Origin of the sequence: Paraburkholderia saeva, from assembly GCF_907164555.1 — a bacterium.
GTDB lineage: Bacteria > Pseudomonadota > Gammaproteobacteria > Burkholderiales > Burkholderiaceae > Paraburkholderia > Paraburkholderia saeva.
Genome location: NZ_CAJQZC010000005.1, coordinates 258,563 through 271,038, shown reverse-complemented (window position 1 = coordinate 271,038; position 12,476 = coordinate 258,563). Strand labels below are relative to the sequence as shown.

Below are 12,476 nucleotides of genomic sequence, written 5' to 3'. Positions count from 1 at the left end.
CATGCCGACACAAAAACAAAGGGCGGAGCCGGGCAAGCGCCCGCTCCGCCCTTCGAGCGCTGCGCCTGACTTACAGCGTACGCGCGACTTCCGTGACTTCGAAGACTTCGAACTGGTCGCCTTCGACGATATCGTTGAAGTTCTTCACCGACATACCGCACTCGAAGCCCTGACGGACTTCCTTGACGTCGTCCTTGAAGCGCTTGAGCGAATCGAGCTCGCCCGTGAAGATGACGACGTTGTTGCGCAGCACGCGCACCGACGACGAGCGCTTGACGACACCGTCCGTGACCATACAACCGGCCACCGCGCCGATCTTCGGTACCTTGAAGACCTGACGCACTTCGACCATACCGGTGATCACTTCGCGCTTCTCCGGCGCCAGCATGCCCGACATCGCCGCCTTCACCTCATCCACTGCGTCATAGATGATGTTGTAGTAGCGGATATCGATGCCATTGGATTCCGCGAGCTTGCGCGCCTGCGCATCCGCACGCGTGTTGAAGCCAATGATGACTGCCTTCGAAGCCGTTGCCAGGTTGACGTCGGATTCGCTGATGCCGCCCACCGCGCTGTGCACGACCTGCACGCGCACTTCGTCGGTCGACAGCTTGAGCAGCGACTGGACGAGTGCTTCCTGTGAGCCCTGCACGTCGGCCTTGACGATAAGCGGCAGGTACTGCACTTCGCCTTCGCCCATCTGTTCGAGCATGTTCTCGAGCTTCGCGGCCTGTTGCTTGGCCAGCTTGACGTCGCGGAACTTGCCTTGACGGAACAGTGCAACTTCGCGCGCCTTGCGGTCGTCCGGCATGACGATGACTTCTTCGCCCGCCGCCGGGACTTCCGACAGCCCTTGAATTTCGACCGGAATCGACGGACCTGCCGACTTGGTCGGCTTGCCGGTTTCGTCGAGCATCGCACGCACGCGGCCGTAGGCGCTGCCTGCGAGCACGACGTCGCCACGGTTCAACGTACCGGACTGGACGAGGATCGTTGCAACCGGACCCTTACCCTTGTCGAGCTTCGCTTCGATAACGAGACCCTTGGCCGGCGCGTCGATCGGCGCCTTCAGTTCGAGCACTTCAGCCTGCAGCAGCACGTTTTCGAGCAGGTCGTCGATGCCCGCGCCGGTCTTCGCCGACACCGGCACGAACGGCGAATCGCCACCGTACTCTTCCGGCACGACGCCTTCCGCGACGAGTTCCTGCTTCACGCGGTCCAGATTTGCATCCGGCTTGTCGATCTTGTTGATCGCGACGACGAGGGGGACGCCGCCCGCCTTCGCGTGGGCGATCGCTTCCTTCGTCTGCGGCATCACGCCGTCGTCGGCTGCAACCACCAGAATCACGATGTCCGTTGCCTTTGCACCACGTGCACGCATGGCCGTGAAGGCCTCGTGACCCGGCGTGTCGAGGAACGTGATGACGCCACGCGGCGTTTCGACGTGATATGCGCCGATATGCTGCGTAATGCCGCCGGCTTCGCCCGCCGCAACCTTCGCACGACGGATGTAATCGAGGAGCGACGTCTTGCCGTGGTCGACGTGACCCATGACGGTGACGACCGGCGGACGCGGCAGCGCTTCAGCGTCGGAGATTTCGCCCTCGACGAGCATCGCTTCCGGATCGTCCAGCTTCGCCGCAACCGCGTGATGGCCCAGTTCCTCGACGATGATCATCGCCGTTTCCTGGTCCAGCATCTGGTTGATCGTGACCATCTGGCCAAGCTTCATCATCGACTTGATGACTTCCGAAGCCTTCACTGCCATCTTGTGCGCCAGATCGGCAACCGTAATCGTTTCCGGCACGTGCACTTCACGCACGATCGGTTCAGTCGGTGCCTGGAACGTGGTGTTCTGATCCTGATGCTTGCCACGACCCTTCGGGCCGCCGCGCCAGCCGCGATCGACGCCGCCGCTGGAATCGCCGCGCGTCTTGATGCCGCGGCGCTTCGCTGCGTCGTCCTGCCAGCCGCCCTTGCCGCCACCCGGCTTCTTCTTGTCGCCAACCGAAGACGGCGCTGCCGTCGTGGCGGGAGCAGCCGCCGGCTTCTTTGCAGCCGGACGCGCCGTTGCTGCACCTTCCGGGCGCGCCGGCTTGTGCAACGTACCCTTGGCTTCCGCGGCCTTCGCCGGTTCAGCGGGCTTCGGTGCCGGTTCCGGCGCCTTGGCCTGCTGCGCCTTGCGCGGCGTGTTCATCATTTCGCGGATCGCGCGCGCTTCGGCTTCAGCCGCCGCACGACGCTTGCTGACTTCTTCCTGCTCGGCACGCGTTTTTTCGGCAGCCTGACGCGCTGCGTCTTCCGCCTTCTTCGCGGCTTCGCGTTGCGCTGCGCGCTCCGCGGCGGCACGTTCGTCGTCCTGCTCGGACGCGCGTTCCGGCTGAACGGGCTCTACCTGCTCGGCTTCGACGCGCGCTGCCGCTTCCGCGACCGCTGCACGCTTTTTCGCGGCTTCTTCTTCCGCGCGACGACGCTCCGCCTCGGCCGCCTGTTCGCGTGCCTGGCGCTCTGCTTCTTCGCGTTCGAGCTGTTCCTGACGTGCCTTCAGCTCCTGCGCCTGCTTTTCGAGCAGCTCGGCTTCGTGCCGCGCTTCTTCCTCGCGACGCTGGAGTTCAAGGTCATCGACCTCGGCGACATTCTCAGCCACATGATTCGATGCATCACCGCCTTCGCCAGCCGCTTCGTCACGGCGGACGAACGTGCGCTTCTTGCGCACTTCGACCTGAATGGTGCGAGCTTTGCCCGTCGCGTCGGATTGCTTGATCTCCGACGTGTGCCGTTTCGTCAGCGTGATCTTGCGCTTGTCGGCATCAGTCGAACCGTGCGACTTGCGCAAGTGGTCGAGCAGACGCGCCTTGTCCGTTTCGGACAGGGTGTCGTCTTCGCTCGCTTTTGTGACGCCCGCCGCCTGCAGCTGCTCGAGCAGCACGCCGGCAGGCATTTTCAGTTCCGCGGCAAATTGGGCTACGTTGTTACTCGCCATTCATTCCTCTTAATGCAAGGACCGATTCCTTGCGGTTAGCATCGGGTCATGCGGCCTGACGGCCGCTTTCAGGTCAGTGGGTCATGGTCATTTTCACTGGAACCAGTGTTCACGGGCCTTCATGATCAACGCCTTGGCAGCCTCTTCTTCCATACCTGTCATCTCGGTCAGCTCGTCCACCGCCAGTTCCGCGAGTTCGTCGCGGGTCTGGATCTGGTGTTCGGCCAGCTTCGCGAGCAGGTCGGCGTCCATGCCATCAAGGCTCTTCAGGTCGAGCGCTACGTTTTCGACCTTCTCTTCATTTGCAATCGCCTGCGTCAGCAATGCATCGCGGGCGCGATTGCGCAATTCGTGTACGGTGTCTTCGTCGAAGGCTTCGATTTCGAGCATCTCGTTGAGCGGCACATAGGCAATCTCTTCGAGGCTCGTAAAGCCCTCATCGATCAGGATGTCGGCAACTTCTTCGTCGACATCGAGACGCGCCATGAACAGGTCACGCAGTACGCTGCGTTCCTGATTCTGCTTTTGTGCAGATTCGTCCGGCGTCATGATGTTGATCTGCCAGCCGGTGAGTTCGCTGGCAAGACGCACGTTCTGGCCACTACGGCCAATTGCGACCGCAAGTTCGTTTTCGTCTACGACGACGTCCATCGAATGCTTTTCTTCATCGACGACGATCGACTGGACAGCTGCCGGCGCGAGGGCGCCGATCACGAACTGTGCGGGATCCTCCGACCATAGCACGATGTCGACGTTTTCGCCACCAAGCTCATTACGGACGGCCTGCACGCGCGAACCGCGAATGCCCACGCACGTGCCAATCGGGTCGATACGCTTGTCGTACGCGACCACGCCAATCTTCGCGCGAACGCCCGGATCGCGGGCCGCCGCCTTGATTTCCAGCAGGCCCTGTTCGATTTCCGGCACTTCCATCTCGAACAGCTTCATCAGGAATTCGGGCGCGGTACGCGACAGTTCGATCTGCGGACCGCGGGCGGTGCGATCGACCTTCGCGATATACGCGCGAACCCGGTCGCCGACGCGCAGGTTTTCCTTCGGAATCAGCTGGTCGCGGCGCAGCAGCGCTTCGACACGGCCGGTTTCAACGATGAAATTACCCTTGTCGAGGCGCTTGACCGAGCCGGTCATGATGTGTTCGCCGCGCTCCAGGAAGTCGTTCAGGATCTGTTCGCGTTCGGCGTCGCGCACCTTCTGCAGGATCACCTGCTTGGCGGCCTGCGCGCCGATACGGCCAAATTCGATCGACGGCACCGGTTCTTCGATGAATTCGTCGAGCTGGATGTCGGCCTTCTGCTCGCGTGCTTCGAACAGCAGGATTTCCTGATCCGGTTCCTGCAAACCGGCTTCGTCCGGCACCACGCGCCAGCGGCGGAAAGTTTCATGCTCGCCGCTCTCACGGTCGATATGGACGCGGATGTCCGCATCTTCTTCGAAGAGTTTCTTGGAGGCCGAAGCGAGCGCCGCCTCAAGGGCGGCATAAACCACGTCCTTGTCGACGTTCTTCTCGCGTGCCAGCGCATCCACCAGCATCAACACTTCGCGACTCATTGTTTGCGGCTCCTAAAGTCAACTTTGGGGACGAGGCGTGCCTTGTCGATATCTGCGACCGTAAAATCGAGCATCGCGGCGCCTTCCTTCCCTTCGAATTCCAGACCGATCGTTTCGCCTTCGGGTGCATGCAGGATGCCCCGGTACGATTTCCGTCCGTCCAATGGCTTTTTCAACGTGATAACCACTTCGCTGCCAGCGAAGCGTTCGAAGTCCGCCAGTTTTTTCAGCGGACGGTCGAGCCCGGGCGACGATACTTCGAGCCGCTCGTAATCGATGTTTTCGACCGTCAGAACGTGCTGGAGCTGACGCGTGACCTTCTCGCAGTCTTCGATTGCGATGCCGGCCGGCTGGTCGATATACACGCACAGCATGCCGTGCCCGGTGCGCTCGAGATCGACGAGTTCATAGCCGAGGCCCACGACCGTGGTTTCAATCAGTTCCGTCAGTTGCACAGTGCCCTCTAAGATGTTCGCGCGGCGGGCCAGCGGGTTGCTAACCGGGTTGCCCCAACGATTACACCTGCGGGCCGCGCGCCAGGCCGGCGCACGTTCGTGCTACCCGAGATGCTAAACCGCGACGGCAAAAAAAAATGGGCGAAACGCCCATCATCTTGTTGCCGGTGGTCGCACCTGAGCCGCACAAGAAAAGCCGCACGCCCAGCGACTTCGCGATTGTAGCATTTTTCAGGACAAACGCAAACCTGCACGGGCCGCAGAACGCCCGCGGAAGCCTGTTTTCACAGGAATTTCACGGTTTACCCTGCGTTTTAGCGAAGCTTGCGACGACGCGACAAGCACATCATGTTCGTACGCCGGTGGCGGTCAGCCTTGCCATCCGGCGCACGATTCATCCGGCGCCCTAGCGGCCGCGTGTGCGGTTGCGCGTCGTGCCGCGCGGACCGCCCCGATTGCCGGCCGCGTTGGGGTTGCCACCCGCGCGGTTGCCCGCGGCGGCGCCACCCGCATTACCACCACGACCGCCGCCCGGTGTACGTGCGCCGCCGCCGCTACCGGCCCGGTTCGCACCGCCGCCAGCCGCCGCACGATTGCCACCATTGCCCGAAGGCGCACGGTTGCCATCGATTTCGCGTCCGCCACGCGGACCCGGATTACCACCCCGACCGCCGGCACCGCCTGCACCACGGCCGCCGTATCCGCCAGCTCCCGCGCCGCCGAAGCCCGACGATGCGCCACCGCCAAAGCCACCACCTGCGCTGCCGCGACGGCCCTGGCCGCGCGGTGCCGGGTCAGTCAGACGTGCGTGCGACATCAGCACCGGCTCGCGGTTGATGAAGCCCATCGACGTCTGCATCGGATCCGGCTGACGGCGTTCCGGCGCCGCATTGCGACCGCCCTTTTCCTCGGCCGGTGCCTTGAGGCCCACCGATGCCATCAGGCTGCGCACCTGATTGTCTTCGAGTTCTTCCCAGCGACCGCGCTTCAGCCCCTTCGGCAGTGAGATCGGGCCGTGACGTGTACGGATCAGCCGGCTCACCATCAGGCCAGCCGCTTCGAACATACGGCGCACTTCGCGATTCCGGCCTTCGGCGAGCGCAACGTGATACCAGTGATTCGTGCCTTCGCCGCCGCCATCGCGGATGCGCAGGAAATTCGCCGGGCCGTCGTCGAGCTCGACGCCGTGCAACAGCTTCTGACGCATGCCTTCAGCGAGTTCGCCGACGACACGCACCGCGTATTCACGCTCGACGCTATAACGCGGATGCATGAAGCGGTTCGCCAGATCGCCCGACGTGGTCAGCATCAGCAGACCTTCCGTGTTGAAGTCGAGACGGCCGACCGCGAGCCACTTGGCGGTTTTCATCGGCGGCAGCTTGTCGAATACCGAAGGACGGCCTTCCGGGTCTGCGTGGCTGACGATTTCGCCAGTCGGCTTGTGATACAGAAGCACGCGCGGCGGCTTGTTCGCCAGCTTGCGCTTGACGGGCTTGCCGTTGATGCGGACCTGGTCGGTCGGCATGATGCGCTGACCGATGTGCGCCGGCTCGCCGTTGACGGACACCCGTCCGGCGATGATCAGCTCTTCCATGTCGCGGCGCGAACCCATGCCCGCTTCAGCAAGCACCTTGTGCAGTTTCGGCGCGTCGTCGTCCGGCGAGAGCACGCGCTTCGGCGCCGCGGCACGGCCACGGCGCAGCATCGGCGCGCGTACGCCGCCAGTCGCGCTGTTGTCGGCATCGAATGCCGGCGACGTCACATACGAGAAAAGATCGTCCGCCGGAGCGTCGGTTGCAGCGGCTGCGACCGGCGCTTCGCCGCGGCGGTTCTGCTGCCGCTGACCGCCTTCGCGTTGGCCACCTTCGCGCGGCGCACCGTCACGGGGCGCCTGGGGCCGCTTGCCGCCCGCATTCCGACGCTGGCCCTGGCCTTGACCCTGGCCTTGTCGCGGACCGCCATCCTTGCGCGGCGGACGCGGCTGCGCGACCACTTCGCCGTCCGGCGGCGCTTCTGTCGATGTCTGCTCGCCTTGTGCCGGCGCGCCTTCCGCGCCCTTCGTCTTCGCGCCCGAACGGCGACGCGCAATCAGGCTGCGCGGACCGCGGCGCAGACCGCGACGCGGACGGTCTTCGCCGTCGGCGCCCGCAGTGTCGCCCGTGCGATCGCTTTCGCCGGCCGGTGCCTGTGAGTCGCGCGTCTCGTCAGGACGTGCAGATTTCACGGCGCGCTCGGATTCGGACGAATCGGTGTCGTGGGTATGTGTCAAAACAACCTCAAAATGTCAGGTCGCGCGCGCCCATTGCGAGCGCGGCAAAAGTTCGGTTACGTCAGGCGCTGCGCGACTCAGTTTCGTCGTCAGTCAGGAGGCCTGCGTCCCGCACGGCATCGTCACGATCTTCCTGATCGTCGTGTGCCGCACGTGTCGGGTTCGACTCAATGGCGTGCTCCGTTTCGCGAAGTTCGCCCGAGCCGTGCGCGGGTATTACGGGATCGGCCAGGGAGACCGGATCCTGATTTTCTGCATGTCCAGCGACGCCTGAAGCATCGCCAGCTTCCGTTTCCACATCTGCTTCGGCGAACGGCGCCACCGGCTGCGCGTGCGCAGCGGTACGAACTTCGCCGGACGTTTCGGCAGAATGCGTGTGTTCACCGGCTTGCGCCGCGAGCGATTGCGCTTCATCGGCACCTGCACTGGCCGGCGCGTTCTCACCGCTCACAGCAGGCGCGTGCAGCGCATCGTCAATTGCCTGCGTGCCGGTGTTCTCCGGCACGTTCGCTGAGCCGGCTTCGGCGTCTGCGGGTGCTTCGAGCGTGCCGACTGCCTCGCCATCTGCTGCTTCACCGGGCGCTGCATCGGCATCCGCGTCGGAAGCATCGCCTGCTTCGGACCCTTCAACCGCCTCACCCGCCGCGACTTCGCCATCGGGGAATTCGATTGCGTGCTGCCCCAGCAGGTTCACGTTCAGTTGCGCCGACGGATCGTCGAGCGGCGGCAGTTCGTCGAGCGCCTTCAACCCCAGGTCATCGAGGAACGAGCGCGTCGTTGCGTACAGCGCCGGACGCCCCGGCACATCGCGATGACCAATCACTTCGATCCAGCCACGATCTTCGAGCTGCTTGACGACCTGCGTGTTCACCGTCACACCACGGATCTCTTCGATATCGCCGCGCGTAACGGGCTGGCGATAGGCGATGATCGCAAGGGTCTCGAGCACCGCTCGCGAATATTTCGGCGGTTTCTCGGGATGCAGACGGTCCAGGTACGAGCGCATTGCAGGCTTGCTCTGAAAGCGCCAGCCAGACGCCAGGCCGACCAGCTCCACCCCGCGCCCCGACCAGTCCAGCTTCAGGTCTTCGAGCAGCGTGCGAACCGTGTCTGCCGAAACGCCGTCGGCAAAGAGCTTGCGCAACTCGCCGAGCTTTAACGGCTCCTGCGCGCAGATCAAGGCAGTCTCGAGGACGATTTTCGCCTCTTGGGTATTCATGCAGCCAGGTCGACCTTATGAGTTAGGGTCAAAGAACCGGATCAGACAGACGATTTGGAACTGAAGACGCGCTCGCCCGATTCTGATCGGTCATATTGATGGGAGCACGCACCGGGGGGAGGCGAAACAGGCTAATCGAGCCAAACCCAGCCGGACGGAGCAGCGAAATTCCCGTAAGGAATCGCGTGACTGAGCGCCATCTTACGCAAAAAAAATCGAAGCGTAAAGGCGAAATACCGGCCACGCGAGCGCCGGGAAGTCCGTCCAGTCGATGTCCGGCGGGTATCACCGCCCGCTCTGCTCTGTCAGGTAACGCTGCAGCCGCTCCACACCAGCATCGAGACGCGCCGTGTCGCAGGCATAGCACCACCGCACGAAACCCTCGCCTTCAGGACCGAACGCGCTCCCCGGTGCAAGCCCGAGCCCGGCTTTCCGGACGAGCGCCTTGCATAGTTCGAGACTCCGTGTCGCGCCCGGCAGCGAAAAGAACAGATACATCGCACCGGCCGGCGCCTTGATGTCGACGCCGGGTATCGAAGCAAGCGCGCGCACCAGATGATCGCGTGAGGCGCGCAGATCAGCGACGAGTTGCCGCGCGAACGACTCGCCCCGCTCGACCGCGGCGACGCCCGCCTGCTGCACGAACGACGGCGCGCAAGACGTGTTGTATTCGACGAGCTTGCCCAGATCGTCCATCAGCGCGACCGGTGCGACGATCCAGCCAAGCCGCCAGCCCGTCATCAGCCACGCCTTCGAGAACGAGTTGACGCAGATCACCCGCTCGTCGCGTGTTGCAAGATCGAGGAACGACGGCGCGGTGCGGGCGCCGCCGGCATCGTCGGGGTAGTAAAGGCGTTCGTAGACTTCGTCCGCGACGATCCAGATACCGCGGCGACGACAATGCTCAAGCACCGCGCGTTGCTGATCGCGCGTCATGACCCAGCCGGTCGGGTTATTCGGCGAGTTGATCATCAGCAGCTTCGTGTCCGCCGTCAGGGACGCCAGCAGCCGGTCCAGATCGAGCGTCCAGCCATGCGCACCATAGTCGAGCGCGACAGTTTCAACGTGTGCGCCAAGGATCTTGGGAATTTCGACGAGGTTGGGCCAGAGCGGCGTCACGGCGACGACGCGATCTCCCGCGCCGACCACGAGTTGCGCGGCCAGCATGAGCGCGTTCACGCCGGCGCTGGTGACGGCGACGTGCGCGGCGGAGGTCGCCCCGTGAAGCGCGCTCACGTAACCCGCGAGCGCCTCCCGAAGTGGCGCGATGCCGAGATTGTGCGTGTAGAAGGTGGCGCCGTCGGCAAGCGCATTGCTGGCCGCATCGCGGATGAACTGCGGCGTCACCCGGTCGGATTCGCCGAACCAGAACGGCAGGACGTCCGCGATCCCGAAACCGGCATTCGCCACTTCGCGGATCTGCGAGGGCCGTAGCGCGCGGACGGCATCCCGGGCATCCGGGGCTGAAGGGTGACGCAGATGCAGTTCGGTCATTGTGCTGATGGGTTATCGATGAAGGGGTTCGCGACGGCCAGGATGTGCCAGTTTAAAGGCTCTCGATGCCTGACGCCTCTCACCGCAAATCCTCCGCCCGCGCCGGCAGCTGGCGAATCAATCCCCAGACCGCCTCGGCCGCGGGCGACAGCGAGCGGTCGCGGCGGCGCACCAGCTCCACCGTCCGCTCCGCGCGCGGCACCAGCGGCCGCGCCACCAGCGACGAGTTCGCCGGCAGCGGCAACGACAGCCACGGCAGCACGCTCACGCCAATGCCCGCGTCGACGAGTCCAAACACCGTCGCCGAATGGCCAAGCTCCTGCGCCACGGTTGCGGTCACGTTGTACTCGGCCATGACAGCATCGATGATCGGCCGGCTGCCCGATGCGTAATCGAGCATCACGAGCCGCTCGCCCTCCAGATCCGTCCATGCGACCTGCCCCTGCGCAGCCAGCCGATGATCGCTGCGCGCTACGAGACAAAACGCATCGGTCATCATCGGCTCGCTGATGAGGTCGTCGGCGGAAAACGGGCCGATCACGACGCCGAAATCTACTTCGCCCGACTTCACCTTGCGCACCACGTCGCTCTGCACGTCGTCGCGCAGGCCCAGCGTGACGTACGGAAAGTCCCGCCCGCAGCTCGCGATGATCTGCGGCATCAGCCGGCACGCCACCGTCGGGCTCGCCGCCACCACCACGCGCCCACGTCGTTGCTGGCCGATTTCGCGGATCTCGCGCAGCACATCGTCCAGATCCGTGAGCAGCCGCGACACGCTCGACACCAGATTCCCGCCGACGTCCGTCAACTGCACTTCGCGCGTCGTCCGGTCGATCAGCTTGAGGCCGATTTCCGCCTCCAGTTCGCGCACACACCGACTCACCGCCGACTGCGTAAGCCCGATTTCGTCGCCTGCCCGGCTGAAGCTCTGCAGCCGTGCCACCTCGATAAAAACGCGCAACTGGCGCAGCGTCACATTCATCCCTTCACCTCATTAATTGACGGCTTTCATGCGCATTGTATTGTTTCTGGCGGTTCAAAGACATCGAGCATCATTCGCTGCAGCGCAGCAATAAAGCGCAGGCGCACGCTGGGTGGGCCTGATTGCACAAGATTGGTGATTGTCCCGATTTGCGAGATGGGTTTTTTGGATTCTTATACGCCCCTGGCTAGCGCCCGCGCTGGCCCGTTGTCATGGGGTTCTGGAGCGTTTGCTGAAGGAATGGCACGCTTCATGCATAAGGGTGATCACTGGGTCGGCGCTCCTCGCCGCTGGATTTTCGCTCTACCGTGGCAAGCCCGACCCCGCCTGGCACCCGATTTCGGGTGCATGAAGAGTGCGCGGCGCGGGGCAGCGCACCGGAGTTAGCTTCGCTGAGGTGAAAACATGATGCTGTTCGACGATTTGAGAGACAACGAGTGGGCGCTGGTCGAGGCGTTGTTTTGTGCGGAGCCAGCACGAAGCGAACGACGCGGTCGTCCTCGCGTGGAAGCCCGCGCGGTTGTCAATGCCGTGCTGTGGGTGCTGTCCACCGGTGAAGGCTGGTCGAAACTGCCGGGCCGTTACCCGTCGCCGCCCACGTGCCGCCGTCGTTTCGACGAGTGGCAGGCCGATGGTACGCTCGCCGAAATAGTCAAGCGACTGGGCACGAGCGGCCGCGAGATTTCCCTGCGCGGACGCATCGGCGCGACGGCTGCGAAGCCGCCCGCACCGCCGAGCCGCGACCGCCTGCGCGGCGCATTCTGGACCAATCCGGAATCCTGGCGCGCACCGGTCAAGATGGCCTGACACCACCTCTTGCCTGCGGGCGCCTTCGGGCGCCCGTCACGCATCTGCGGCCCCGTTGCGCAACGGGTTCCTTCTTTCCCATCACGGTGAAGGCGTTTCTGCCTCCTTCTTTTCTGTTCTGCTGACGTCGCGGCACGGCATCTTCCATCGCAGGTTTCGCATCGTTACCGCCACGCGGTATTCAGTGGTTGGCGAAACATCTCTTTACCATTATTTACAGCATGCTTTCGTTCCCAGGCATACCGTACGAGTATGCGAACAAGCCTGAATCACATGGCTTGACGGGAGCCCCTCATGAAACCAGTGTCCCTGCTTCTGTGCGGCATGGTGGTTTCATCACTTGCCGTACCCACGCTCGCCCAGGAGCGGCCGCCGTCGTGGAACTGGCATCCGGACCGCCCTGCGGGTCTTAAGGCGTCGCAGAACGGAGCACCGGATCGCGGCTTTACGCCGCCTACGCCGCGTGGCGACCTGCGCGGCGATATCGCCAGCAATGTCCGCGAGCGGCCCGATCCATCGCGCGGCAACGATCAGCGCAGGCGTTAGTTATCTTCCCGGAGCGTTCCGCTGGCAGCCGACCGGGTGAAACCCTGATGAAGGAAGTCAGAGAAAAGCGCGTGGCCGTCAGACAAGCAGATCTGAATGCATCGGCTTCACCGCTGCTGCGCTGGCCAAAACATGCGAACAATACCGGGAAC

General features: G+C 63.8%; 9 protein-coding genes and 1 pseudogene. 3 read left to right on the top strand and 7 right to left on the bottom strand.

Features of this window, described 5'->3' with window-relative positions; genetic code table 11:
• Window positions 1–70 precede the first annotated feature (70 nt).
• The 3 genes from infB to rimP form a co-directional block, all read right to left on the bottom strand.
• The gene (gene infB, locus LPA36_RS15580) at window positions 71–2,983 is read right to left on the bottom strand and encodes a translation initiation factor IF-2 (protein ID WP_228878170.1); all 2,913 of its coding nucleotides are present in this window, start codon (window positions 2,981–2,983) and stop codon (window positions 71–73) included.
• Window positions 2,984–3,076: 93 nt separating this feature from the next.
• Window positions 3,077–4,552: a transcription termination factor NusA gene (gene nusA / locus LPA36_RS15575; RefSeq protein WP_228878169.1), complete on the bottom strand. Its 1,476-nt coding sequence runs from the start codon at window positions 4,550–4,552 to the stop codon at window positions 3,077–3,079.
• On the bottom strand, window positions 4,549–5,007 hold the full coding sequence (gene rimP, locus LPA36_RS15570) for a ribosome maturation factor RimP (protein ID WP_228878168.1): 459 nt from the start codon (window positions 5,005–5,007) through the stop codon (window positions 4,549–4,551). The genes nusA and rimP overlap by 4 nt, the downstream gene beginning before the upstream one ends.
• A gap of 137 nt (window positions 5,008–5,144) precedes the next feature.
• Between rimP and LPA36_RS15565 the strand changes: the two genes are divergently transcribed.
• Window positions 5,145–5,417, top strand: a complete 273-nt coding sequence (locus LPA36_RS15565) for a hypothetical protein (protein ID WP_228878166.1) — start codon at window positions 5,145–5,147, stop codon at window positions 5,415–5,417.
• On the opposite strand, the gene rluB is transcribed toward LPA36_RS15565, so the two are convergent.
• The 4 genes from rluB to LPA36_RS15545 form a co-directional block, all read right to left on the bottom strand.
• Entirely contained in the window at window positions 5,414–7,276 is a 1,863-nt protein-coding gene (gene rluB / locus LPA36_RS15560; RefSeq protein ID WP_228878164.1) for a 23S rRNA pseudouridine(2605) synthase RluB, read from the bottom strand. The genes LPA36_RS15565 and rluB overlap by 4 nt on opposite strands.
• A gap of 61 nt (window positions 7,277–7,337) precedes the next feature.
• Complete coding sequence (gene scpB / locus LPA36_RS15555; protein ID WP_228878162.1) at window positions 7,338–8,495, bottom strand: SMC-Scp complex subunit ScpB; 1,158 nt, start codon at window positions 8,493–8,495, stop codon at window positions 7,338–7,340.
• 285 nt (window positions 8,496–8,780) lie between these two features.
• On the bottom strand, window positions 8,781–9,989 hold the full coding sequence (locus LPA36_RS15550) for a pyridoxal phosphate-dependent aminotransferase (RefSeq protein ID WP_228878150.1): 1,209 nt from the start codon (window positions 9,987–9,989) through the stop codon (window positions 8,781–8,783).
• 79 nt (window positions 9,990–10,068) lie between these two features.
• Window positions 10,069–10,971: a LysR family transcriptional regulator gene (locus LPA36_RS15545; protein WP_228878147.1), complete on the bottom strand. Its 903-nt coding sequence runs from the start codon at window positions 10,969–10,971 to the stop codon at window positions 10,069–10,071.
• Between the two features lie 408 nt (window positions 10,972–11,379).
• On the opposite strand from LPA36_RS15545, the pseudogene LPA36_RS15540 reads away from it, so the two are divergent.
• Window positions 11,380–11,775 (top strand): annotated as a pseudogene (locus LPA36_RS15540) (transposase); the annotation flags it as partial.
• 297 nt (window positions 11,776–12,072) lie between these two features.
• A complete protein-coding gene (locus tag LPA36_RS15535) occupies window positions 12,073–12,324 on the top strand; it encodes a hypothetical protein (RefSeq protein WP_228878145.1) in 252 nt (83 codons plus the stop codon).
• The last annotated feature ends 152 nt before the right edge of the window (window positions 12,325–12,476 follow it).

Excerpts from the sequence above, each read along its gene's own strand:
- infB (WP_228878170.1), bottom strand. The coding sequence starts at position 2,983 with ATGGCGAGTAACAACGTAGCCCAATTTGCCGCGGAACTGAAAATGCCT.
- nusA (WP_228878169.1), bottom strand. The coding sequence starts at position 4,552 with ATGAGTCGCGAAGTGTTGATGCTGGTGGATGCGCTGGCACGCGAGAAG.
- LPA36_RS15565 (WP_228878166.1), top strand. The coding sequence starts at position 5,145 with ATGGGCGAAACGCCCATCATCTTGTTGCCGGTGGTCGCACCTGAGCCG.
- scpB (WP_228878162.1), bottom strand. The coding sequence starts at position 8,495 with ATGAATACCCAAGAGGCGAAAATCGTCCTCGAGACTGCCTTGATCTGC.
- LPA36_RS15550 (WP_228878150.1), bottom strand. The coding sequence starts at position 9,989 with ATGACCGAACTGCATCTGCGTCACCCTTCAGCCCCGGATGCCCGGGAT.
- LPA36_RS15545 (WP_228878147.1), bottom strand. The coding sequence starts at position 10,971 with ATGAATGTGACGCTGCGCCAGTTGCGCGTTTTTATCGAGGTGGCACGG.
- LPA36_RS15535 (WP_228878145.1), top strand. The coding sequence starts at position 12,073 with ATGAAACCAGTGTCCCTGCTTCTGTGCGGCATGGTGGTTTCATCACTT.